This window comes from Vibrio sp. 1402 (genome assembly GCF_033340275.1).
The window spans coordinates 1-25403 of sequence record NZ_JAWOWE010000012.1 but is presented as its reverse complement, the minus strand read 5'-3'; the positions used below and the strand labels follow the sequence as shown (position 1 = coordinate 25403).

Here is a 25403-nt window from a genome sequence, read left to right as displayed (position 1 = left end):
ACATACCAATTTGGGAACTATTCTTTAAAAGCTTTCTACTTGAGTTCAAGTTGATGTGATTTAGGTTTCAATGTGAACATTTAACTAGCCATAATGGCTTTTCTGGCAGTTAAAGCGTAAATCGGCATTGTTGATAATGATAACGTATTGAAAATATTGATATAATCATATTTTTATAGTGTAAGTATGATCCTATGAGATATGAATCTGCCCCTGTTACCCCAGAAGAAAGACGAGAAACCACAAAAGAGCTCTTCGCTCGTCAGCAACGAGAGCGTAGAGCTGAATTAACTCCTTCAGCAAGCGATGAAAAAAGATGGGCAGAAAATCGTGAGAGGGTTCTTAGAGATAGAGAAAAAGCAGGGTTAGGACCTACTTCTCTAGGATTGAATGCTCCTCAGCTTCTCAGTGACTCAATAGGATTACAGTGTTCACTTGGGGATGAAATGGCTAAAAACCACCAGCATGTGTTAATTACAGATTTAGAGGATGCACATAAAATATTACATAACGTTTGGCTGGAGTCTGGTAAGGATGTCGCTGCTATCGCCTTGAGCATTAACACCGCTAAGTCTTGGTTCAATCACACAGAGCCTATGTTTAATGCGATATCAATTGCTAAACAGTTTGGCGATCTAGGCGTTAAAGCTGATTTGGTAGAAAGTCGAGGTAAATTATTTGTCGCATTTTCAGGGACAAACGAGAATGGCAAAGTGCTACGGCATGCGTTTGTCAATGGTACTCGGCTTAATATGAATGGTAAGAAGTACCCTCTAAATTCATTTAAGTCGGTGCAAGCAGGCTTTAGTCCTCAATCTAGAACTGCAAACTTCAAGGGTGCGGGTGCCTTAACCTTTGTGGTGTCCGCTAGTCTAGCCACCAGCGACTTAGTTTTTAAAGACGACTATCACTTAGTGGATTGGTTTGGCAATGTAGGTGCCGATATGTTCAAATTCATGTTGCAAACAGCAGCTGGTGAAGTTCTGTTATTTGCTACGGCAGCTCTGGGAGCTCCCGTAATGGTTGGTGCGCTATTTGTTACAGCAACATATGTCTTAATTGAGGTTGTTTGGGGTGAATACAAAGTTTCTAATCAAGTCGTAAGGATGCTTGAGAATGTCACATAAAACAAGATTACGTTTGGCTGGTATCTTTGTTCTTTTGTTTGGGATAATTTGTTGGGGCTATCCATCTTATGTAGTCTATAGAGACTATCTTGAACTATTGAATAAAGCTGACACTGTTCAGCTATCCGTTCTAACTCTGTGGGTGCCGATTGGATTATTAGGGGCGTTAGGTTGTATTTTTTTTATGGCCCCAAAAGCTATGTTGTGCGGAAAAAAAATTAATGAAGTTTACTCTCAAAGCGCAATGCAGCTAGCTAATAAAATCTGTGTTTATTTTGCCTTGGCTGGTGTAGCCTTTGCCGCTGGCTGGACGTATCACTCAATTGACCTCTTACAAAAGTATGGGTATGTATACAGTCGAGATTTAACCAATATCACTCCTACGGGAATACATTTGAAATACGTTAGAGCAACTCATTGACCAAGAACGTCTCTAATCCTCACTAAGAACTCTTCTAACAAGCGTAAGCTTACTACTTACGCTTGGTCTAATTCCTTCCGAGAGCTCCTCAACCTAATCGGCTATCTAGAGCATAGACACGAAACTATGAACCTCTTAGTTGACTGTGGTTGAGTATCGCGCTCATTATGCATAGAAACGAGTACAATTTGGTAACCTTAAGCTTTAAAAAATTGTTTACTAGGAGTGGTACAACATGGATAAAGAACTATCTGGGGTAGAGAAGCTTCGTGATGGGGCCAATTATCTTCGCAAAGTTATCGGTATCAGTACTGAATTTCTTAGCTCAATACAGAAAAGAATGGGGTCTCCCAAAACTCTCTTGGATACTTTTGTAAGAGTATACTTTTCTACCTTTGGTTGTATTTTGATCGGGGTGTATTTCGTGATGATGATATTAAAGCCATGGTTTGATGGTGGTGGAAATTGGTCATATGTCCAAGAAGTTTGGTCTCATTGGCAAACTCTGAATGCAGCAATGATTGCTTTTACAGCAAGCTTATTGGCGGTTTATGCAGCTAAATATCACGAAGAACAGAATCGAGAGAGCCAACTTTTAGCAGCAAGAGCATTGTTACCTCAAACTCTGTCTGACTTAACTAAATACACAACTGAGATGGCTAGCTTCTACACCGAATCAATTGAATTTTGGAAAGGTATGCCGAAAAGAACAGGTAAGAAGCCTGTACCACCGAAACTAGATTTGGCCAATACAACAGCCATATTCACAAAATGCATGGAAAACGCAGACATAGATGTTGTTCTGGTAATGGCAAAAATACTAAGTAAGACTCAGTACTTATCCGCTAGAGTAGAAAATGAATATGAGAATAAGCAGTCGAGCCGTAGGCCTAGTTGGAGAGAAGATGCGGAATATCAACTAGTTGAGCTGGGAGTATTACAAGCTAAGGTAAATAGAATGTTTGATTATGGTAGATATTTGCAAAGTAAACTTGACCTCTCCGAATTTAAAAGTGATGAAATAGCCCAAGGTCTTTTAAACTTAAAGATTTCTCGAGCCCAATACCCAAATGTGTATAAGAAGTTAGAGCACACGGACTTAACATTTTTGTCTAAATAATGTACACACCTTAAGAAGTGTGTACATACAAATGGATTAGTCTCTAAAAAACTCGACTAGATACATTAACCCTTTGATACATATGTGTGGATTGAGTTTGAATACCGAGACCATTGCTTTCCATACTCTCATAATCAGATAGATAAACCTTTGTGGGTACATATTAATCACCATTAACTATTGAACAAGAAAATTGCCAAATAGGCTACTGGTGATCTATAGTCTCGTGTGTCAGGTGTCGAGAATGATACCCAGCAGCCATAATGAGTAGTTGCAGCTACTCGATTTGGCTTCTCTCTTAAACCCTGCCTATGGTGGGGTTTAAGTGATTTTGAGCTCCAGTTTAATATCACGAAAGAAACTAAGCACAGCTACTATTTGCTTCCATGCACTGAACTACTTGAGCTCACGGGTATCAAGATAGTGCGATAAAAAAAGTTTATCAAGGTGCAGTTCGAGGATCATTTGTGGATAAATAGCAAAATTCAAAATATCAGTCAGTGAACACTAACTAACTGAATAAGACCCTGTCTATAAGTCCAAATTACGGTTTGTTAATTCGATTTAGAAATAACCGCACCTAAAAATATTTATCTTGACAATTAAGAAACCACCCAAAATATAGTTGTGCCGTATTAACTACCTTCAGATGGGGGGCTTACTCTCTTAAACATAAAAGGATAAGGTGTGAACGCATCCCCTTTTCCTACATTTGGTCCACTCACTTCCCAAACCCCTTCGAACTCACTCGGTTCCTCGACCTTTAGGTAGTTATTCGGGTTTTGTTCCACATCATCTTTTGAACGTTGTGAAGGTGTTGGGAGGAAGTGAGCAAGCTTGCGATTTTCAATCTTAGGCGGGTTCAGAATAAACAGGCTACCGCTCTCATCTAAGTAACCTTCCACGTTCCCAATGTTTGTTTTTAATATCGTAGTCACCTTGTGCATAGATCTTCCTAGTTAGTTGATTTGCCAATACTGATAATGTCCTCCAGCATTTAACACCATTAACTCTAAATCTTCTATCCTTGGATATCTTCTTTAAATTCCCATCTCGGTGAGAATCGGAACTCTACCGACCAGCAATCTGAGGAGATAATGAAAGCTTTCCATACAGCTAAAGGGTATTGGCCTGATGCTCGGAAATTATTCGTGAGGTTATTTCTGACGAAACGGATCAATCTATCAATCTGGTCTTCGCTTGCTGTGTCGAAGCTAAGCGTAATAGAGAGATTGTCATAGTTAGGTATGTCGGCAGAACCTCTAAAGTCTAAATTAAGCTCGTCTACAAGTAACTTTAGTTCGGTTAAGAAGCTTTCGAACTTTTCCTGGTTGGTCTCCGCAAAGACTGACTTGGCGAACGCAGAGATATTAGTGTGATTGTCCACTAATAAATCTTCCCCATTAGCATGGAGAAACCCTCTTATCATCGGGACTAAATCATCCGGTGCTAAAACTTTTTGGTCATTATAAAAGTCAGAAGTTAGGAACGCCTGTTTATACTTTTCGAGAATATTATACCTTTTGAGAATATCATTCATCATATCTACTTGAACCCCTTATTTTGATGCTGTAGCAATCATTGCTTTCATACGGCTAAGTATGTTTTTTGCTCTTTCGTCATTTTCTAATTCACTAGCAGGAACCCTAACGTTTAGCTTTTTAGCCAGCTCGTTAATAGCAGCAATAGTCTTTTTACTTGGTTTCTTAATACGTTTTGCCTCTTCTACATATTTAGATAGTAATTTGGCGTTACTAATCGCTTGAGAAGGAATTTTCAGGCCAGTCTTCGATTCCAACTGTTTTGCGTAATCAAGAAACTTTTTAGATGGAGTACTTGGGACATCATCTTCGTGAACTTTTATAAATTCTAGAGCTTTACCAAAGTCAGTCATTTTAAGCGCTGGCGGCTGGATCTTTTTGAAAGAGCATATTTGTGAAATCTTTCTTCGCATAGCGTCAGTTACCAACCAAGGGTGCTCTCGTAGCCATTGCCTCGCTTTAGCCTCACTTGCTAAGGCCTGTCTGGGCATTGGTAGTCCGAGCCCTTTACAACGCTTCTGAAGTTTATCTTTGGTTTGGTTTGAAAGTGGCATGTTAGGATTCACACCGTCTCTTGGTGTTTTATCAAACAGGTTTTTATTCAGGAAACCTATTAGCTTTTCAGTATTTTCAATTTGAGTGTTTATAAATTCCAGAGACGCTGCTTCTGCTTCTCGTTGAGGGAGTTTACTCATGTCAGAAAGTTTGAGTTCCCATTTGGCAGTAGTACCAGGGCTTTTATATGAATCAGGTAGTGCCTTATACAATTCAATCCCTTTTGGGGTGATATCAATCGAAGGGTTTTTACCCTTGCTAGTATACGCTACGAACTCACGCATTAAGATAGTTGCGATTTGAGTTGGCCTAGTAGCTGGTGTCCCAATGCCTTTTGATTCTTTGAGTGAATTCCTAAGAATAGGATTAGGCTCGAATTTTGCCGCATGGTACATCGCAAAAAGTAGTGAGGCCTCAGTGAAGAGAGGGGGCTTAGTTGTAGTAGACTCCTTTAGCTCAACATCTGGAATTGAAACATTGCTTTTGTCTAAATCGTTTAAGCTGATAGTTTGGACGGTCTCTTTACCTTTAAAGTAATGTTCCCACCCAGTTTCTATACAAGATCGCTTTGTGATCTTGAAACTAGATACCGGTTCTCCAAAAAGCCCATGGGTATCGAATTTTAAAACCCCTTCTTGAACTAAATATTTTGATGGAGGTAAATGTGCTTGCAAGTAATGCGACGTAATTTCTTCAAAGACCTGAAGATCTAGCCCCTGTAGCTCTCCTGGTTTAGGTATAACAACAGGAGCTAGAGCATCGTGTATTTTATCTCCTGGCGTATAGCAGCTTGGTTTGAAACTTGCGCAGGTATCGTCTTGTCCCGTTTGAATGGCAGCGATTTTAAGGGCGGCTTGGCCAAATTGGTCCCATTTTGCTAGTTGAGTACATTTGTCCGCAATATCCCTAGGGTTGTAATCTTTGTCAGAAATCTCTTGTTCTTCACCTCTTGGGTAAGTGATAAAACCAGAATCGTATAGGCGTTGTGCTGCATTGAGGACATCAGTGGCACTAGCGTTGCTAATCAGACTCTGTAGTTTGGTCAGTGATAAAGGCTTTGGTGGGGCAGAAGTCGCCATACTTTCATTTATATCTAAATCCAATATGCACGCTTGCTTAAGCCTTTCCGTAAAATCCATCATAATAGATTTGTCGATATAAAGAGGTTTAGGTCTATTGTTTATGGTTAACTCCTCGACTTCTTCCTCAGACATATCAGGCGATATTTTGGATGCTAGATTTTTTTCATCCCACTTTACGCCAGGGATAGGGGAGTCATAGTCGGAGTCTTTTATCTCTGGAAGGTATCGGCCTTCAAAACTTACAGCGCCGTTACACCTGATCAGCGGTACCGGACGAAAGTGAGTTACAGATTTAAAGTTTGCTCTTTCTTGATGACGATGGTAAGTAAAACCTACAACAGTCGACTGAACTCGACCAACAGATGTCGTTGAGCTTTTCTTATCCCCTGAGCCTAGGTACTTTCCAAGCATTCCCCTTCTTGAGTAATAAGTGTAGGTGGCAGTTAGAACCATGGCTGCGTAATCTGCCATACGACGACTAGACCCAGCTAAATATTCGCCGTAGTATTGAGATGCATCGACCATTTCATCGAAAGAGGTTTGTATTGCATCCTTGGATAACCCCTTTGTTAACCAAACTCGTTTTAATGGGCCATCGTATTTAAGGAAATCTAAAATGCTACGGTATATGACTTCACCTTCTCGGTCTGGGTCTGTAGCACCAATGACTAAAGTCGCTTTGTCGACATACTGTTTAAGTAATTGGATTCGCTCTCCTGGTTTTCTTGCCGGGTATCCGTCACGAGCTGGTATGTCCGGACAAACTTTATAAGGAACCTTGCGAGGGATGCGTTCGTGAGTACGTGGATCGTTCCAACTGAAGTTCTGTATTTGCTCTGTAGGGGGAGACAGTTCGAGGAAGTGACCTGCGGCATACCAAAGGATCAGTTCTTGCCCTTTGTAGAAGCCTGAATATAATCCACCTTGCTTTCTAAGATTCAAAGCTGATGCGATCTTTTCAGCTTGAGAAGACTTCTCTGCAATAGCGACCCACATGGCTATTCTCCTAGTTTATTGACTGCGTGTATTCGGTGAGAAATCCAACGACCATACTCAGATTCAATATCAGCAAAGTGCTTCATTGCTTTCAGGCGGTACGAGTAATGAAAATATTTATTGTCTGAAGTTGCATATCGATGGTAGTTAGCGAGGCCTTTAAAAATGTCATTCGTTGCGTTTAATCTTCTGGCCAGAATGACACCACCAATAAATAGATTTGCACATACATCATCTCTGACGTCTTCCCAGTTTATAGTCACACCAAGCTTACGAAACTCTTGATCCCAAACCTTAGGGTTAACTTGTATTATTCCTAAATCACCAGAACCGTTCTTGGCTTTCTGGTCAGCTCCTGGCCAACCATTCTCGCTTCTCATGATTGTACGTATGTATTTAGGATGTATATTGTTTAGCTTGCTAGAGATTAAAGTACACTCTTCAATCTCACCTTTGTAAGTAAGAAGTAAATCTCGTTTACTTTTCCACGGCATGGCTTTGTACAGCCCCGTGTCGCCATGCTCTATTACATATTCGTAATAAGACCTTTCCGGTTCTTTAAGTTGCTCAAGACCGTCAGCTGCTGTTACACCCAAAAATTCAAACATAGACGCAATCCTCCGTTAAATGAAATATATCATTTAGCAACAAAAAACAATAGACTAAAGTTGACTTTGAGGTTGAATTAAAATACCATATATAAACACTTAAATGGGAGGGATGAGAATGAAATTAACCGCGAGTCAGTATGAAGGAGTCAACACGACTGGAGTACCTTGCATGATTAATGCGGGGGCAGGTAGTGGTAAGACTCGCGTTATTGTGGAGAAGGCCGCGACATTCATTGAGTCAGGCTTGGAACCCTGTCGACTTTGTGCCATAACCTTTACCAAGAAAGCTGCTGCGGAAATGTTAGAGCGTCTTTACTTACGTATAGGTATCAAAGCTTATCAAGCTGTTATCTGTAACTGGCACTCCTTTGCACTAAACCAAGTCATAAAACCTGCCATCAAAAAGCAACACCCATATTTTGTAAAGTGCGGTTATACATCGAGTGACTTAGTTATCTTGGATGAAACTGAGTCCCTTACACTAATAAATGAGTCAGCTAAGAAAACATTATCGAACTCAGACTATGAGTTCTTAAAAGAGCACGGTGGTGCAAAGTATGTTCAAAACTTCATGGGGCTATCCTTGTCCTATGGTCGTGGTCCTAAGTCTGAGTTCGAGCACCAGTCCAAAACCAACCCAAATCTGACTTTTGATGAGAAAGCCTTGTTAAGCCATTGCGTTTGTATCTGGAAGGTCTACTACAGACGAATGATTGAGCTGAATGCTATTGATTACGACCACATTCTCGTCCATGCGGTAAAAATTCTCACACATGATGTAGGTTTTAGAACCTGGTTGCAAAACCAGTTTAAAGCAGTACTTGCCGATGAGCATCAGGATGCTAACCCAGTCCAAGGCTTATTGTTAAAACTTATTGTTGGTCAAGGCAATAACCTAACTATGGTTGGTGATGAAAAACAAAGTATTTATGCTTTCAGGGCTGCAGATGTCGGTCAGTTACTAAATGCTCAAAAAGAATTCGGAGACATGAAGATTGTTCAGATGGGAGAGAACTTTCGATCAACTGAACAAGTTGTAAATGTGGCCAATGCTATTGCTGACTTAATGCATGAAGACCAAAAGGTTACAGACGGACATATGATAGCAATGGCAAATATTCAGGGTGATAAGCCAATTGCCCGACAATTTGCCAATGACAAGGATGAGGCAATTACGACAGCCAATGAGATTAAACAGGCTATCGAATCTGGTGAATTAAAACCAGAAGAAATTGCCATTCTGTATCGTTCAAAAGTAATCAAAGACCCAATTGAAGCTCAACTTATTGAGCATGGGGTAGAATACCGAGTTGTTGGCGACAAGGATTTCTTTGATAGTAAAGAAGTAAAGGACTGGAGTGCATTCCTACGTTTCTGTGCTAATGAGAAGGATGTTATGGCTGCTTCACGTGTCATTGATGCAGCAAGCCTTAAAACTAAGGGCGTAACTATGCGCCAAAAGCTCATTGATAAAAACCTAACAGTTATTGAATACTGTAAGTACATGACCACGTATGGAACTGTAAAATCTCAAGATAGAAAGCTTGGATTTGCCTCTTTGTTGGAGTGCCACTCAATTATCAAAGAAGCATTGTTCGAATGCGGTTCAATCACTGACTTAGCAAAAATAAATAACTATGAACTTAGTGATTCTGAACTGAGAAATAAGTGGGGAGAAGTACTTTCTGGCTTAGAGGAAGGTTTGCATCAAATCTGGGTCGAGCTGTTCAAACCCAAAATTATAGATAACGCTAAGAAGAAGTATAAAACTCAAGAGATGACAGCAGAAGTAATCTCAGAAGTTAATAAAAGAGAGCAAAACGTCATTACCTTAACAAAGCGCCTTTTTGCTTTCACTGAGGTTCATGGACACTTACATGATTGTATCAAAGAACTTAACATGCTGGTGGATTCTGGTGAGCAAGGGGCTAGTGCGGTTCAGTTAATGACAGAACACGCTAGTAAGGGCTTAGAGTTTAAGCGTGTATATGTCATTGGCTGCGAAGAAGAAGCACACTTCAAAGGTAATGAGAAAGACAATGTTCATGAAGAGCTTAGGCTATTCTATGTGGCCACCACTCGTGCAGAAAAGGATCTAATTTACTCATATGCACAAAGGCGCTTAGTTCACGGTGAGTTCAAGACACGGAAACCTCTACAATTTCTATGCGCTCTTCCAGTAGACCTTCTTTACTGGGAGTCTTCAATATCACCCAAAGTAGCGTATGAAAAAAGTAATAAAGAAACCACTACAAAACGAACAGGAAATCCTATTCAAATGCTGGCTAGAGGACAGTTACCACACCCCAAGCTAACAGTAGAGGTAAAGGAAACTAGAATCGAAGGATTTAAAATATAGGGTTAATGAGGGAATCAGCACTTGTAGTATGGTGAACGATACCTAGCTAACGTCACCATATGTTTTGTGGAGAATTACATACATTCAACATCTATTGCTGTTTGAAACTAACTAATAAATAGAGGCCTAATGAGCGACTGGTTACCTTGTAACTGATGGTTTAATTGCATGTCGAAAGAAACTAATGCAAGGTTATTTTCTAGCTGTAAAACATATAAGTCAGAGGGGCGTATCCTCTAATTTTGGCGAAAAAATTATAAGAATCAACTAAGCGTTGTTTGGTATCGTTAGATAAGTAAGGAACTTGAGTATCCTCTCTTAAGCAATGTAGCTGAAATAACAAGCGTACCCCTTTATAGCTCTTCGAGTTTCCACTTTTGATCTTATGGAACAAAACATTTAAGTCTGCCTTCCTTAACTCTGATTGCTTATTTATACCGATATCTTTTAGTGACTTAAATATTGTAGGACTGAGGCTAGGCATTGCCGATATATCTAAATCCTCACTTTGTTGTTGTTTTTTTATTGCTGCATTTAGCATGATCTTTAACTGCATTATTGTCTCCACAGCTTGCTGATCTGATACTTTTTCTGAAAGATAGCGCTTCATAAGAAGTCTTGAGGATCTAGAGCTATTGGGTACAGAAATAGGGTACTTTTTACATAGATAAAACCCGTATGATTCGAGTGACTCTAGTAATGGGGAGTCTGTTTCTTGTGGTACATAGATATTGAGAACACCCTCACGCTGGTTAGCTATCATGTATCCACAGTAAGTGAATTGAAACTCGCCAAATGAAGGTCGGCTAAAGACCCCTTCAATTGGCTGAAAAAGGTCTCTATAGTAGTTTGGAGCTTTTGCCAACGCTTTTTTAGTTTTTGACTTTCCTTTGCGTGATTTATGTAAATTTTTTTGCAACAAAGACGGTTGAAAGTTTCTCGGGTTAACTTGAAGCTCTTTATTTTGACTTTTCATGTTCACTCACTCGATATCGCGTATTTTGAAGATAGAAACAGGGAACTCTTTGTTGAAAGCAGATTCTCTGATCATCTCAACTTGCCACAAGGTGGGAGAAGAGACAGAAACTTTCTCCATCGTATAATGCATCTTAAGTTGGTAAATCCAGACAGCGCGGCTACGCATAACGCCGCTGCCAGGTACGGCTTCACGCTGAGCTATTGCTTTGTTCAAAAGTTTAATAGAGCTTGTGTCTACGTGGAGTAATGCAGAAGTCTGGTATTTCTTCATTATATTTATATAGTTACTTGCTCTTAGAAGCTCAATAAATATGTCTTGGGTGTCTGTTTCAGAGTCCAAATGGTTGGACTTGCACCTAGACAGTACTGTTGCTGCATTTAAGTAGTTCATTGAAAAACAGTCTTTAAGGCTATCAACTAGATATTCACGAACTAATACTTCTGACTCTTCTTCAGAGTAAGTTTCGCCAGGGTTTCTTTCTTGGTCCTTAGTCGGCAAGATATGCTTATCTGTGGGTATTGGGTATACAGCAGTATCACTTGTCGTTGATGCAATAAAGTAGTTTGTTGAAGTAATCTTTGTGGTATCTATGAACAGGTTCAAGGCGTATAAAAATGCAACAATAGCTAAGAAAAATAAAACCAGAGCGTAGTATGGAGATCGCTGGACAGACTTAAAATTGTCATAGATTAAATTATGACGTTTATCTGTTTCAAACACGGCATCGTGGTTACGGTTAACCTCGCTGGAGGGTATTGATTGGCAACTAAAGGTATCCCCTTTAACAAAGCTATCCTCAGTAGACTTCGAACTTTGTCTTCCTGTTAACGGAGTCTTCCCCAAAGCTGTACTAATAAAATTGAATAGGTCTTTAACGTTCATCTAAAAACCACCCTGTCGATGAGTAATGAACTTGCGTTATCCGCTCTAGGTTCAGGTAGAACTGTGTAGTGAGCAATGAATGAGGTTGTTTGGTCTCCTGATACCGATTGGACTGTTACCATTATCGGAACCTCAACTACCCAAACTAAAGGCTTACCAGGTTTGTTCTTTAAGGTAACGATAGGATCGTAAGGAACAACAACGTTAGCCTTACCTTCTGACATAAGAATCGCCTCAATCATAGGGTCAGTAGGATAAACATTGAACAGTGATGTGGCGGCTATTGGCGCAAAGTGCTTTTCAATACAGTTGGCATAATCGTTATCGCGTTCACCGTTCATTAGGTGTTGAGCGGTTTTATAATCGACGGTATAGCATGAGCTCACCATACGACGAAGAAACCTGACAACCTTCTCGTCTGTATAGCGTGGGTCACGTGATACAAAGGCCCTTGTGTAACCACCATTACCATCAGAATAAAGAAAAACTCTATCCGGGTTCCCTAATAGTTCTTCATTGAATTCGGAAAGTTTAAAAATAGCTAAAACAGATAAAACGATAGCAAGCACAAATGGCCAGTCGAATTTAAGTATGCGAATAAGTCGTGGAATATTCATAACCAATCAACATCCCAATTAGAAGAACTTATGATCTTAACTGCACTTGCCCCCTTACCCTTTGGCACACGTTGTAAATCAAGCCAGAAAGTTACATTAGCGGCCTGGTGCCTTTGATTCTGAATAGCCTCGAGCTCAGTTTCAGTTGCGTCTTTAACCTTCAAAGATTTTTTCATAATCTTGCCCTGAACTTTAACTCGCCATACCCAGTAGGCATCTTTTGTGAATCTTCCATCAATTTTCCCGTCAACTGTGCCACTGTATTCCATAAAAGGCGCTCGGGTAGGGTAAAACTCAATAATTTCTTTATTAGAGAAAATGGTTGATAAAATTTCTGCTTCTTGAACTGCGCTTGAGAATGACTTCCAGCCAGAAGTAGTAAAGAATAGTAATGCTGATTCTGTCATAGACAATTCATAACTATCGAAAGATAGAGAGAGTGTGTTGTACATAGCTTCAGTTACAAAATCCATAACTTCAGAGTCAGAAAAAAGACGGTCACTTAATGGGACCTGAGGAACTATTCGGGTAATGCCCTTATCGTTGTAAGTGGGGATCTTGTAGTAACCAGATTTATTTGTTGTAAGAGTGTTTAGTGCAAACTCTAAGAAATAGATAATGACCACCAGCACTACGAAACCAGATAGGAGCCCTCGATGATTCTTAATTACGGATGAGCGAAACATATCCTTCCTCTAATCCAAGTTACCGATGCGTACAGGCTTGCCAGTAGGCTCAATCCTTGCGTCATGGGAGGTAGCGCTGATATTTATTCTTTCAAGCAGGTAAAAATTAACCAGCGAACCAGTCAATAAAAGCAGGGTGAGGCCCCACGTAATTGAAGTCAGTGCAAGTAAAGCCTTAGTTGCTCTATTTGCAACATAAGGGTTTCTATTGACACCCAATTCAGCCAATTTCACACCCATTATTCTGCGCGCTGGTCTTGGCTTTATACTTGGTATCTTTTCTAGGCGGCTTCTGACTTCTCCTGGGATGGGAGAAGACCCTGCATGGATAATTAACTCGGCAGATTGGGTAACTGATTTAAAGCCAACAGACTCTTCGTTTTCCATTACATTTATCCTATTAGTTGTAACCTTTCTATTTCCTTGCGCAGATAGGAAAATTCAACACCATCAATCTCTATCGTTTGTTGGTATGACTGGGTTGAGCTTTTAAACTTTTCTAAAAGCTCTGTTAATTCAATGGAATCTGTAGAGATTGATGAGTTAACAAGGAAGCAGCGATCGAGGGTGTCCAACTCTGGATGGTTACTATCGACAATAGAGACAAGAATACTCAAAACAGGTTTGTAGCTATCAGCCGAAGATAGTTGTAACTCAGCAACACGGCGTCCATATTCGACATTCGAGATAATGCATAAAGTTTCTTTTTCTTTTTGAGAAAACAAAATGACGTTGCTTCCTAACAGTGACTCCAAACTACTACTACCTATGACATATTTTATAATCACAAAAATATATGTCTTTTACGGATGAAAAGCAATGCCATATTTTTGGTTGTTTGGTTGTTTGGTTGATTTGATTTTGAGGGTTGACCGAGATGTTAGATTTGGTTGTTTTCGTTTAGCTAAAACCATTCCATCCGTTGATAAATTTGCTATGATGTGAAAAATATATGCCTTAAATGGATTAAAAGCAACGGTGCAAAAATGTTAACTTTAATATTTCTACAGTATCTTTCATTACTCTTAATGCCTGTTTCAGGTGGAGTTTCTCTTCTTGCTCCGGTACTTAGTTTATTCGTCACATATATCGGAATGTGGAAACAGTTCAGAACGATACATCCAGTACTTAAGTCACATTTAGTAGGGCAAGCGATTGTCGGAGCTTCGGTCATATTTTGTGTGATCAGTATCGTCTTAACCTTCGAAATAACTCAAGCTATGCAATCGTTAACAGCTTCCGACAAGAACTTTTCGGCAAAAGTTTTAACGACTTTCGGATGTGTTGTCTTCCTCTATTACTACTTCGTCATAACCGTAAACTTTATACTTCATCGAAAAGGTCTAAGGGCACGGCTTGTGTTACCCATTCCATTGACCAAAGGAAAGTATGATTCTCTAAAAATGATTCTTAAAGAGCGACGTATTGATGACACAAACATAATTTTTAAGGATTCCTAAGTTATGAGTCAGCGTACGCCAGAAAAAGAATCAGAGTTGAATGCTTCAGTCGCCCTAGCTCTAGCATTAGCAATAGGTATGGGTTACGGGGTTTACGCGCACTTTTTCCACATACTTGCTTTTGTGTGGAGAATGCTAAAGATAGCTCAGATGTTTACATTTTTTGCTTTTGAGAACCTCGTGGTTGTAACTACCTCTTGGCTAACAGGATTTCAAGGATGGGGGTTTAAGGAGGGGCTATATCAAATATTAGAATTGCATTATACGATGATTACACCCGAGTATATTGGAGCTTACGACTCTATTTTCGGAAATATACTTAAATGGCCCTTCGCTTTAGCTCTGATCTACTTAGGTTGTAAAGAATATTCAATACGCTCTAAAACCAGAAAAGAACACAACGTTGAATCAATGATACGGGCTGCTTCCAAGGTTCATCCTCATTTAAAACGTATAGTACCGCCCAACTTCTACGATAAATTGATGGGATATTCCATTGGCTGGATGTTTCCTAAATATAAAGAACGTTTAGAGGGTGAAAACCCTTGTGACTATTCACATGATTACAATTTCGAAAATCGCTCTGACTATGAAAACCGATACGCTATGGGTGTATCTCCTTACGAAATGCTCACAGCAAATCCTCCTTTGGGTGTCACATTAGATGAAATAGAACGTGACAAAGAAATGCAAAAAGAAACGGGGTTTGTTAGCAATTTTAGGCCTATTTGTTACTTCTATTACTGCGAGAACCCGAAAGACTCAACAATAGAGTTTTGCTCTCGAACAGCGACTATCAGCTTAGAGAGGCTTCTCCTCTGTCCTTTACCGCAACAACTACATTCGGAAGATAAACTAGCACGGTTGTTTGATGATAATGGGAAAACCATTCCAATTGAATATGTAGATAAACAGGGTAATGAAGCGGATAAGTTTAAGAGAGGAGGAGCGATAATAGGTGGCTTTCGTCCAACAACTTTATTGAATGATGGCGTCCCTTACGCTGGCAGTATCGAAGACACAATACTTTTATTTAACGGTATTGAAAGAAAGGTTCTTACACAGCTTAAGGAAAAAATGGATGGAAAGACAACCCGTACATTCGAAGAAATCCTCTATGCAATGGTAACAAAGAAGCATGCTTATTCTACTACTGTAATCTGGGCGTTGATGCTTCTCTTTAAAGATGTAAACCGTATTGCAGGAAACGAGTTTACTTGGGTAACTAAGCATGACCGAAATTTAGGAATGGTATTGCAGTCTATCGGCAGAGAAACACCTTTCTTAGAAGCAAGTGGTACTCGCTCGCATTTTCTTATGGAAAGAAAAGCCGGATTTCGAATGACAATTCCAAGTGTCCTAGGAGCAGTGCAAGACCTTCACATTAATGCAGAGAGAATATTAACAGCAGGTAAGAAAGGAGAAGACCTCCTGAACATGGATGAGGATGAATTTAGTAGATTATTTGATCTCAGCGAGATAGAGAAAAAGGCTGATGGCCGAGAGAATGAGGCAAAACAGATTCTAAAGTCACTAGGTGTCGATATAGAAAAGGATGAGAAAGTCTTCAATGACCCTTATGAGGATATTCCTGAGTTAATGAAGCAGTACAAGGAAGTTGATTAGTATGGCCAGTTTTAAGAAGCAGTCGGTTCTAAACACAAACCCTGAACTGAATAACCCAGAGCTCTTTCATCGTGATTCTCGCACTATGTGGATGCGAATACAGTCAGCAGTAAATGTGTCATTTCCTTTATTAATTGCTGCATGCGGGATTGCTTTGTTTATGTTCCCTCAAAATGGGGACTTTATTTTTGCATTTGCAATTTGTCTGAAGCTTACAAACTCAAGAGAGAAGCATGAATATCCTTTTGACGCGCCGGAGTGGGAGCAGTTTATTTCAAAAAAGGAGTCGTTAAAAGACGCAGTTAAAGCTGGCCATCTTATTCCCCAGCGTAAAAGAGGAAACGGTACATTAATATTCGGGTTTGAATTTTTTCTACGTAGGTTACTCGTATCCAACCCGGATATGGAAACAAGACATACACTCGTCATGGGCAGTACGGGCTCGGGTAAAACTGTACTTATACTGACATTGCTATTTCAAGCACTTCTCCAGCCAGGAGGAACATCAGCAGTCATAGTTGATGGTAAGGCGGATATAAAATTGTTTTGGACAATTTTCGCTATCTTGAAACGATTAGATAGACTCCACGATTTGTTGGTTCTCAATTTTCTGACTCCCATGGACTCCTTAGATACTACTAACATGCACGACGACGATCGCATTTCGAATAACATGAATATTCTAAATGCGGGAACCCCTGACCAGATGAAGACTATAACCATGGGGTTAGGGCGTGAAACGGATGGAGGGGATAGCTCTTTTTGGGAAGGTCGTAGTTCTACTATGATTGGGGGAGCATATCAGTATCTTGCTTACGAAAGGGATGTGGAAGGCTTAGATTTAAACATCGAAGTGGTTCGAAACTTTCTTGTCATTAAAACTATGCTCAAAAAGGCAGCGCGAAAAGATGTGCCTTTAAAGTACCGACAACCACTCCAGCAGTATTTAAAAACCTTGCCTTCTATTAGTGATGCCATATTTGATATGACTGAGGAACAGATAGACAACCTTGATCTTAATAGTAAAGCAGATGAACAGCACACATATTGTGTGATGATGATTAGTGAAACCATGGCTGACTTGAGTGAAACCATGGGGCATATATTCGTGACAAAACTTTCGGAAGTAAATATGACGGATGTATGCTTAGGGGGGCGAGTATTATTAGTTCTGCTTCCTTCCATTGCCAAAAACCCAGATTCCGTTGCAGCATTGGGTAGGCTTCTATTGCAGGGATTACGGCCTATTTTAATGAGAGCTGCTGGCTATAAGCTACAAGGTTCTCGAATTACTACAGTAGACAATAGACCTTCCAGTGCTAGATATCCTGTACGACTTTTCTTTGATGAGTACGGAATGTATGCGGTTAAAGGTTTTTACATGATTGTTGCCTTGGTTCGTTCATATGGTTTTCACGTTCTTTTTGGAGCTCAGACAGCCGGAATGTTCCAGAAGGTTTGCGGCCGGGATGAATATGAAGCACTAATGGGCAACTTAAACAATAAATTCATTCTTAAAAATGAAGACCATGGTGAATCGTTACAGTTGGCGCTTGGTCGAACTGGCAAGGTATTTGGTTCCCGTCAGGATAGAATAGAGAATAATTTGGCTGGGGCGGTCCATGATAACGATGATGTCCGAGTAGAAGAAAAAGATACTGTAAACGCTAAGATGCTTGCTAGTGCTGAACCTGGAGAAGGCTTATACATTTTTGGTGGTGATGTATACCCATTCCGAGCATTAAAACTCGACTTCCCAGATGTAGAAACTTCTCGTTTGAACTATTTTGCTCAGGTGCTTGAGCCTTCTGACGATGAGGTAGAAACGGCTAAGAGGCAGCAGTTAGTAAAATCCAATGAATATGTTCAACAGGCCAACGATTATATCGATAGCAATGTCGAAATGTTGGAGTTCTTAGAGCTAAAAAATAATCTAACTGAAGTAAGAGCATTAAACCTCACTGAAAACATCTCTAAACAAATGATGATGGCTATTGGTTTAGGGATAATTAAAGAAGACGCAACGTTGATAACGGAGAGCGCCATTGAAGAAGTCGAAGAAATACGACCTGAAGAATCATCAGTAGATGTATTCGATGAAGAGCTTGTTGGTCTTGCACAAACAGATGCTGAAGTACAGATTATGGGCTCTATGGAGGCTTATAATGAAGAAGTTTCAGCCTTTAATGATGAGCTCGATTTTAATGACTTTGAAAACACCTATAGTGATGAGGATTGGCCAGAAGAAGAACACGATTTTGATTCAATTATGCAGTACAACAACTTCTATGCCGAAGGTCCCTTTGAGCACAGTACTAGCGAAGAAGTTGTTTCGCCACCAGCATATTTATCCACTCAAGATTTAGGTACGAACGAAGAGACCTCCGAAGTAGACCTTGCTAATTTTGACAATGATGCATACGGCGAGTTGGATATCGCTTATAACAGTAGATATGTTTCATCTAACCTATCAGATCCATTTCTTGAAAGCGCTCAGGAGAACAATAAAGGCACTATCTCTGGTACTACTATAGATATAAATTTGTTAGCTGGTTTAGATGAGCCTAATGCTGAAAGAGCCACAGAGGCGGCGATCAATCAAGTCAAGGACATATTGGAATATCCTAAAGAAGAACTCCAATCAGAGCCTCTCGGCGACGAAGAAGTCAGTGATATTGTAGAGAAAACACTACAATCGTTAGGTTTGTCTGAGTAGGGTTGTTTTTAATACACAAATGAAATATATTTACGCTTGTTAAACTTCAAGGATTACCAATGCACTCAAGAAACATCTCCTCTCTGAAAGCCTATTTCCGCTTAACAGTAAGTGCGGTGGTGTTGTCATTGTCGGCGTTTTCTCAAGCTAATCAAACTAACCAAGTTAGTCATGCTGCAATTGCGGATGCATTGTTAAAGAAATATGGAAGTATAGAAAATATATTGATTAACATGCGTGAACTTGAGGTGTATGAACAAAATGCAATTCAGACGTACATAACAGATCTAGAATACTCGAAACTCCAGAGTAATTACCAAAATAGAGACAGACTTGAGATACTGAGGGCTGAGAATAAAAAGAATGACATCATTAAAAGTGAGAAAATGAACTCCGACCCTGCTTTTATTGAAAGGATGCGTAAAATAGAAAGGCAGAGGCTAATTGCAGAAAATAAACTTTTAGTAAGGCCCCCGGAAAGTCTAATTGATACGATTAAATTCGATCCTTCACTACCTCAGGAGTTAATTTTGCAGGTGTACCCTGGCTTCCCTGGGTCTATTTCATTTTTCGACCAGACAGGAGCTCCTTGGCCTATTGTATATGTTAAGCTAGGAGCTCAGGGAGCCTTCGAGGCTGGAAAAACACCCGGTAACGCATATAGCTTGGAAGCTCGTTTACCTGGAGTAACTCATTCGGGCTGGTTTCAGCTGAAGGGTTTAGATACAACTATTCCTTTCATGATTAGTTCTGAAAAAACAGATTACTACAATTCTCGAAGACAAGTGATCATTCCACTAATTGGCCCGAACGCCAAGCCAATACAATACCGTTCTACTTCAAGTGTAGATCTTGATAAAGCTGGTCCAGAATTCTTTTCTTTTCTTTCAGGTACGACAACAGGTGTGCCTGGTGCCAAAGAAACTAAATTGCAAGGAATCAATGGCCAAGCCTATTTATATAATGAATTTGTTTATATCAGAACAACAGCCATTTTAAGAAGCAAAGGTAGCTCTTTGGTAAGAGAGGGAAGTGTCGGTGATTACAACCTTTACAAGCTTTACCCCCGTTCATTCTATTGGTTTAGCGATGGTCGACAGAAAGTAAAAGCGTTTGTGGATACAAGTGAACTATAAGGCTTCTCACCGATGAAATTAAAAAAAATAGCAATCGTTGTAGGTTTGTTTGTAGTAGCCGCCGGAGGGATTGGATACGCAATCTATATGGCTTCCAATCAAGTTACAGAAGACCTTTCGGGCAAAGGTGATAAAACAGCGGGTAGACCTGTCGTTAAAACTGACGATGTGATTAAGAACTCAACTGATGGGACAATCAGTGTTCCTGAAAATTCACCTATCGCTAAAGAAACCGAAGAAAGGGAGAAGAACGCGCGTAAACAGGCTGCTACTAATGGCGAGAGCCATATCAGTAAAACTCGCGTACAAGAATCAGCAACGGGACCAGATACAAAAACCGAAGTTGACAAGCCTAAGTCGCAGGAGGTTGATCCCCTGGGGCAAGAAGTTAAGTCTGGCAAAGATGCTGAGTCTAAAAAGACAAATTCAGATACAGAAGAGAATAGTGCAGGTAGAGACGTAAAATTACCGTTGCCTAAACAAGATATAGAAACTTCAAGCCAGCTAGAAGATCTCCGAAACGAACTAGCAACGACTAAAATGAGTTTAAAGGCTCAAGAAATAAAGAATCGAAACGACAAAGCCGATGCTGAGCGACAGCGGTTGATACAATTAGAAGCTGAGCGACAAAAAAAGATATCAGAAGGTGCACAAGCATTATTTTCAGGTCTCCCTTACGCACCAGATACAGGCGAAAAGTACAAAATCACTTATAGTAAGAAGGCTGACATTTATAGTAAAACATCACAGTTCGTTTTTGACCCGAGTGATGCAGAACAAGAAGTGGCCTCAGCATTGTATCGTTCTGATGGAGGTCAGACTCAAATGGGGATTCATCCTAATTATTATAAGAAAGAAAACACAGTTGGGTATACGGACAATGAAAAAGAAACCTCTAATGAAAAATATAGACAGCCACCAGTTGAAGTAGACCAAGAGTCTATAGTATTTGATGCAGGTGAGTTGGTTTATGCCCGTACCACCTTGCCTATCGACTCAGACATTCCTGGCCCAATCAGAATTCGTTTATTAACCGGAAAAGCAGAAGGTAGTATTGCGTTCGGTGAAATGGAGCTTATAGAACAAGCTCCAGGTGTTGCCTTAACTGTAACGTCTGTTATTAGAGATGGGAAACAAATCCCTGTAAAAGCTTGGGTATTATCTGCTGAAACTGAAAAGGCGCTTATAGAAGGTGAAGTAGACCACCATTACATCCAGAGGTTTGGTGGCATGTTTGCTGGTTTGTTTATGACAGGTTTTTTGGATTCACTCATTGATACGACAGTGACAACATCAAATGGGGAAACAACAACTTCGACAGGTGCGATTGATAATACGAGAGACAGAATTGTTTATAGTATCGCCAAAGCTGCACAAGGCTTTTTACCTATCCTATACGATAATGCGAGAAGACCTGTTCAGGTAGAGATACCGAAAGGTCAAACTATGTACTTATTGTTTGAGAATCAAGTACAAGAAACGGATGAAATTCAAACTCCGAATCAGAGCGATCTTCTCAAGATGATGGCGGAGCAAAATAGACTAACAGAAGTTAATTCCGAAGAAACTGACCTAAGCTCTGAAATTCGCAAATCGAATATTGGGCAAAATGTATCAATCCCGAGTGACAACAAAACTCGTTTATGGAATTAATTTAGATCTTTTATATAATACATTATTCAATTAAAAACAAGGAGCGATCATCATGAGCGATAACGAAGCTCAAGACGCAAATGCTGGCAAAGCGAATAAAAGCCAAAGCAGCTCAGCAAAGCCAAAAGTAAAGTTACTCGTTTATGTCGTAGGAGCTACTTTGCTTGTTGGTGGTGCTAGTTTAGCTGCACATAAAATGGGTTTGATACCAGATTTTGGAGGCCCTTCCAAAGTAGAAGAAATACAAAAGCTAGAGAGAAATCTTGAGCGTGAGATCACCGCTCTCAGGCAATCATTGCCTGAACTCATTAAGACTGAAATAGATGTGATTACTAAGTCTGAAGAGTTTGGTGCTATCACTGAATTACAAAGACAAGAAATCGCTCAATCAATCATTACTAAAATAGACATTCCTAGCAAAGTAAAGGATGAATTTGGTAAGCAAAAAAGTGAGATTGTGAAGTCAACCTCGAAAGCTGCGTCACAGAATATTACACAGACGATCAGTTCGACCTTACAGCAACAAATTGATGACTCAATTACAATGAGATTGAAGCCATATCATCAATTTAATTCTGCTCAAGAAACTTTTAACGTTAGTTTAACCAATAGATTGGATAAATTGGAAAGCGATGTAAATTCATTTGAAGGCGAGTTTGCTAAATTAAACAATAGCCTTTCAAACGGACATACGAAAGCAGCGCGAAGTAGTGAGCGTAAACGCTTAAAAGAATTCAACGTTGTGGATGAGATTGCTGAGGGGGTTTTTGCTGTACGTGCACCAGATAGATCCGATAACTCTCCACATTACATCACTCTTTACAAAAGTGAGCCGTTCAAATCAAAAATTGGCAACCATAAAGTCACCAACATTAAAGGTGAGGGAGAAGACGGAGTTTTACTTATTGGCAGCAAATACTTTATTGATAAAGAACGCCAGGAGTACACGCCGACTGAACTAGCCAACCTTCGACGCTCTCAGCAGTCTAAAAAGAAAGTTGTAAAACCTGCTAAAGAATCGATTACAAAGCCAACGGCAGTACAGGTTGCTAAGACTACCACCCAACATATTGGTAAAAATACAGAAGTAAATAGCAAAGTAGTACAGCCAACGATGGCAATAGCATCTAGCTCGACTGTAGTACAGCCAATAGAAGCGCCAAAAATGGTAGTTCCAAGTACGGGAGTAACATACAAGGATGGGCGAATTCTTCTTCCTGACTACGCAATGATCACTAAGTCGCAGGACCTAAACAGTGCGCTAGTCGTAAATCTTACCAAGACCTCTGGCGAAAGAACTATTTCCGTAGAAAAAGGAAAATACTACGACTTCATTGGAACTGTTAGAGAAATCTCGGCTGACGGAACAATCTGTTCAGATACTTACTGTATTGGAGCGCTTCGATGAAAAAGTGGTATTGGATGTTTGTTTACACATTATCCAGTAGTTCATTCGCTTCAGAAACGCATAACTCCACCATTGCAGATGGCGGAATAAATGTAATTAAACATGTTCGACTTTGGATTGCAGTTCTCTGGAATTTGAGAGCAGTACTTGGCCTCGGTCTTGTCGTGTTTGGTTTCATCGGTTGGTACAAAGCAAACAAAGCGGATAATGATGTTTCTGTTCTATGGCCAATATCCTTCTCAATAGCTGGCGCATTATTAACTTTCCACGGTGGTTTAGATCTAGTGGGTGAGGTATTTACCTTTAGTGACACAGTGGACCCAATAACACTCGACTCATCTGGTCGGGCAAACCTCTCTTCTAACACAACTTATATCTTCGATGAAGGAGATAGCACGGAGTAACTATGAATAAACTAACGAAATGGTCCGGTGCCCTGGGTATCGCTCTAGCACTAACCTCTGTAACTACGATGGCAGCCAATGAAACAAAGCTAGAGCAAGCTGCAAAAAACGTGGATGCAATTTCAGCTGCAGGTGGTAGTGCTACATATACCATAGGCTTATGGATTGGTATTGCAATGATTGTCATTAGCCTTGCAACCTGGGCATGGAATAGCCGAGAAAGCTCACCACAAAGTAAGGGCGTAGGAAAATTCGTTCTAATCTGTGGTATAGCAGGGGCCGCTTTGACTTTCCCAAGTGCTTACATAGCAATGTTCGGTGAGGCAGCAAGCATCTCAAGTGCTGATGAGTCTGTTGATTATCGTGACCTTCAAAACGTAAACAATTAGATAAACATACACAACCCCACTATCGAAAGCGTTAATAGATCGTGGGGCTAATTTTATCATCTACAAGGAACAAAAATGAAGAAAATACTACTTATGGCATCGACATTATCAGTTATTGCTGGCTGTGCTAATCAAACCGAACTAAGTGAACCAACAGTAGAGAACCCATCTTACCAATATCCTGGCATATCCAAGATATTATCAATTGATTATTTCGAAGTGGATAAAGGGACATCAGTTGCTCTTACGGAATATTTAGATAATCAAGATAGGTTTTGCTTCCAATGGGTTTCGTCAGCAAAGAAAGTAAATGGTGAAACAAAAAATGAGCATTCAATAGAAGCGAATATTTCTGTTCATTGCGGAGGATACGAGATTAGACAAGTTGATAATAAAGGTGGTGATTACGTTTCTACTGATATAAGAGCCGTTAACAAGTATAAGAATCGTGAAGGGTTATTCGTTCAAAATCTAGAGATGTAACATTTATTTTATTAAAATTCTAATCTACCAGTTTTACACTAATGCGCGCAACACGGTGATGAGCAGTCAAAACTCTCCGACCCAAATATGCCCATGAAACAGAGAAATTTAGAAGTTAGGAAACGGCTCTTTCTTTGCTCATACTCGCTCAAGTTAACCGCATTTCGCATTACCTCTAATTAATAGGGGTAATACGAGTTTCCTATGTTCCGCATAACTAGTACTCATTCTAACTAAGACTTCTGGTATTTGAGTTGGAGCAGTGCAGAAGAAATAGATTAATACCATCGCTTCGATTTTGAAGCTTATTCTTTCAAACCCGAAGATTACAATGAAAACGAGGGAAAATTAATGTTCGAGCAAGTAAGAAAAGAAATACTTAATAAAGCACCACTAGTTGCTGATGCGTTCTTAGAGCCAGCGTCGGAAGAAGAAATAAATTTGCTTCGCTGTAATGTGGGTAGAGAGCTACCACAAGATTTAGTTGAACTGTACAAAACATCTAAAGGGCAGGACCCCGAGAAGCAAGCAAATTTTGCTTATGGCGTCGCTTTACTCTCTATCGGACAGACCTCAAGCCTTGTAGAAAACTATAGCCATGATGGTGATGGAAACGTACTCAGTTATACCGATAAAGGTATAGATAAAGAGTATACCTTCGGCAAAAGTAGAATCCCAATTGCGGATGACTGTTCATCTTGTTTAATTTGCGTTGATTTAAGTCCAACAGAGGAAGGTAGTTTCGGACAGGTAATTCTCATAGATTATGACTACAAGGTCGCTTTAAAGCTTGCCGATTCTCTAGCTGAATTAATTTCTAACTTCAAGAAGGATTTAGAGCCTATCCCAAAAGGAATTATCGTATAATATAATGAATAACGATAATTTCTGAGGGCAACGTATGGCAGGCAACAAGTGGCAAATCAGTGATGAACTCTGGGAGAAAATGGCTCCTCTCATCCCGGAGCATAAAACTCACCATCCTCTGGGTACGCACCGCAAGCGGGTTGATAATCGCGCTGCAATGAACGCCATCTTCTTCGTACTCAGGACGGGTTGCCAGTGGAATGCGCTGAATGCCACCGGTATATGCTCGTCAAGCTCTGCTCATCGCCGATTTCAGGAGTGGCGGGATGCTGGCGTATTTGAACG

The 25403-nt window shown here is 40.1% G+C and carries 24 protein-coding genes; 14 read left to right on the top strand and 10 right to left on the bottom strand.

Annotated features, from left to right (window positions below):
* Positions 1-194 precede the first annotated feature (194 nt).
* The 3 genes from R7044_RS19130 to R7044_RS19120 all read left to right on the top strand — a co-directional run bounded on the left by R7044_RS19130 (position 195) and on the right by R7044_RS19120 (position 2668).
* Entirely contained in the window at positions 195-1127 is a 933-nt protein-coding gene (locus tag R7044_RS19130) for a hypothetical protein (RefSeq protein WP_025633980.1), read from the top strand.
* A complete protein-coding gene (locus R7044_RS19125; RefSeq protein ID WP_025633982.1) occupies positions 1117-1548 on the top strand; it encodes a hypothetical protein in 432 nt (143 codons plus the stop codon). The genes R7044_RS19130 and R7044_RS19125 overlap by 11 nt, the downstream gene beginning before the upstream one ends.
* Positions 1549-1783: 235 nt before the next feature.
* Positions 1784-2668: a hypothetical protein gene (locus tag R7044_RS19120; protein ID WP_025633983.1), complete on the top strand. Its 885-nt coding sequence runs from the start codon at positions 1784-1786 to the stop codon at positions 2666-2668.
* A gap of 635 nt (positions 2669-3303) precedes the next feature.
* Here R7044_RS19120 and R7044_RS19115 read toward each other — a convergent pair.
* The 4 genes from R7044_RS19115 to R7044_RS19100 form a co-directional block, all read right to left on the bottom strand.
* Positions 3304-3615, bottom strand: coding sequence for a hypothetical protein (locus R7044_RS19115; RefSeq protein WP_025633984.1), 312 nt, complete (start codon positions 3613-3615; stop codon positions 3304-3306).
* Positions 3616-3689: 74 nt separating this feature from the next.
* The gene (locus R7044_RS19110) at positions 3690-4211 is read right to left on the bottom strand and encodes a hypothetical protein (protein WP_025633985.1); all 522 of its coding nucleotides are present in this window, start codon (positions 4209-4211) and stop codon (positions 3690-3692) included.
* 15 nt (positions 4212-4226) lie between these two features.
* Complete coding sequence (locus R7044_RS19105) at positions 4227-6842, bottom strand: DNA topoisomerase (protein ID WP_025633988.1); 2616 nt, start codon at positions 6840-6842, stop codon at positions 4227-4229.
* A 2-nt stretch (positions 6843-6844) separates the two neighbouring features.
* Positions 6845-7450 (bottom strand): transglycosylase SLT domain-containing protein, encoded by a 606-nt coding sequence (locus tag R7044_RS19100; protein WP_025633990.1) that lies wholly within the window; start codon positions 7448-7450, stop codon positions 6845-6847.
* A gap of 118 nt (positions 7451-7568) precedes the next feature.
* Between R7044_RS19100 and R7044_RS19095 the strand changes: the two genes are divergently transcribed.
* Positions 7569-9812: an ATP-dependent helicase gene (locus R7044_RS19095; RefSeq protein ID WP_025633991.1), complete on the top strand. Its 2244-nt coding sequence runs from the start codon at positions 7569-7571 to the stop codon at positions 9810-9812.
* Positions 9813-10011: 199 nt separating this feature from the next.
* Here R7044_RS19095 and R7044_RS19090 read toward each other — a convergent pair whose 3' ends face one another.
* From R7044_RS19090 to R7044_RS19065, 6 genes are read right to left on the bottom strand one after another with little or no spacing between them, the layout of a single operon-like run.
* Entirely contained in the window at positions 10012-10788 is a 777-nt protein-coding gene (locus R7044_RS19090; protein ID WP_025633992.1) for a TfoX/Sxy family DNA transformation protein, read from the bottom strand.
* Between the two features lie 6 nt (positions 10789-10794).
* Positions 10795-11673, bottom strand: a complete 879-nt coding sequence (locus tag R7044_RS19085) for a hypothetical protein (RefSeq protein WP_025633994.1) — start codon at positions 11671-11673, stop codon at positions 10795-10797.
* Positions 11670-12290 (bottom strand): DotI/IcmL/TraM family protein, encoded by a 621-nt coding sequence (locus R7044_RS19080; RefSeq protein WP_025633995.1) that lies wholly within the window; start codon positions 12288-12290, stop codon positions 11670-11672. The genes R7044_RS19085 and R7044_RS19080 overlap by 4 nt, the downstream gene beginning before the upstream one ends.
* Complete coding sequence (locus R7044_RS19075; RefSeq protein ID WP_025633997.1) at positions 12287-12976, bottom strand: DotI/IcmL family type IV secretion protein; 690 nt, start codon at positions 12974-12976, stop codon at positions 12287-12289. Before R7044_RS19075 ends, R7044_RS19080 begins: the two co-directional genes overlap by 4 nt.
* Positions 12977-12985: 9 nt before the next feature.
* On the bottom strand, positions 12986-13363 hold the full coding sequence (locus R7044_RS19070; protein WP_025633999.1) for a hypothetical protein: 378 nt from the start codon (positions 13361-13363) through the stop codon (positions 12986-12988).
* A gap of 5 nt (positions 13364-13368) precedes the next feature.
* Positions 13369-13731: a hypothetical protein gene (locus tag R7044_RS19065; protein WP_025634000.1), complete on the bottom strand. Its 363-nt coding sequence runs from the start codon at positions 13729-13731 to the stop codon at positions 13369-13371.
* 708 nt (positions 13732-14439) lie between these two features.
* On the opposite strand from R7044_RS19065, the gene R7044_RS19060 reads away from it, so the two are divergent.
* The 10 genes from R7044_RS19060 to R7044_RS19015 all read left to right on the top strand — a co-directional run.
* Positions 14440-16062: a hypothetical protein gene (locus R7044_RS19060; RefSeq protein ID WP_025634005.1), complete on the top strand. Its 1623-nt coding sequence runs from the start codon at positions 14440-14442 to the stop codon at positions 16060-16062.
* A 1-nt stretch (position 16063) separates the two neighbouring features.
* Complete coding sequence (locus R7044_RS19055) at positions 16064-18778, top strand: type IV secretion system DNA-binding domain-containing protein (RefSeq protein ID WP_025634006.1); 2715 nt, start codon at positions 16064-16066, stop codon at positions 18776-18778.
* 59 nt (positions 18779-18837) lie between these two features.
* On the top strand, positions 18838-19914 hold the full coding sequence (locus tag R7044_RS19050; RefSeq protein ID WP_025634007.1) for a DotH/IcmK family type IV secretion protein: 1077 nt from the start codon (positions 18838-18840) through the stop codon (positions 19912-19914).
* 12 nt (positions 19915-19926) lie between these two features.
* Positions 19927-21567 (top strand): DotG/IcmE/VirB10 family protein, encoded by a 1641-nt coding sequence (locus R7044_RS19045; RefSeq protein WP_203347292.1) that lies wholly within the window; start codon positions 19927-19929, stop codon positions 21565-21567.
* A 52-nt stretch (positions 21568-21619) separates the two neighbouring features.
* On the top strand, positions 21620-22975 hold the full coding sequence (locus tag R7044_RS19040; RefSeq protein ID WP_025767068.1) for a hypothetical protein: 1356 nt from the start codon (positions 21620-21622) through the stop codon (positions 22973-22975).
* Positions 22972-23379, top strand: a complete 408-nt coding sequence (locus tag R7044_RS19035; RefSeq protein WP_025634011.1) for a hypothetical protein — start codon at positions 22972-22974, stop codon at positions 23377-23379. Before R7044_RS19040 ends, R7044_RS19035 begins: the two co-directional genes overlap by 4 nt.
* 2 nt (positions 23380-23381) lie before the next feature.
* Positions 23382-23768 (top strand): hypothetical protein, encoded by a 387-nt coding sequence (locus tag R7044_RS19030; RefSeq protein WP_025634012.1) that lies wholly within the window; start codon positions 23382-23384, stop codon positions 23766-23768.
* A gap of 75 nt (positions 23769-23843) precedes the next feature.
* Complete coding sequence (locus tag R7044_RS19025) at positions 23844-24251, top strand: hypothetical protein (protein ID WP_025767067.1); 408 nt, start codon at positions 23844-23846, stop codon at positions 24249-24251.
* Positions 24252-24602: 351 nt separating this feature from the next.
* Positions 24603-25118 carry an SMI1/KNR4 family protein gene (locus R7044_RS19020; protein ID WP_203347280.1) on the top strand — a complete coding sequence of 172 codons (516 nt, stop codon included), beginning with the start codon at positions 24603-24605 and terminating at the stop codon, positions 25116-25118.
* A 34-nt stretch (positions 25119-25152) separates the two neighbouring features.
* A partial coding sequence (locus tag R7044_RS19015; RefSeq protein ID WP_206937370.1) for a transposase occupies positions 25153-25403 on the top strand: 251 nt, incomplete at its 3' end.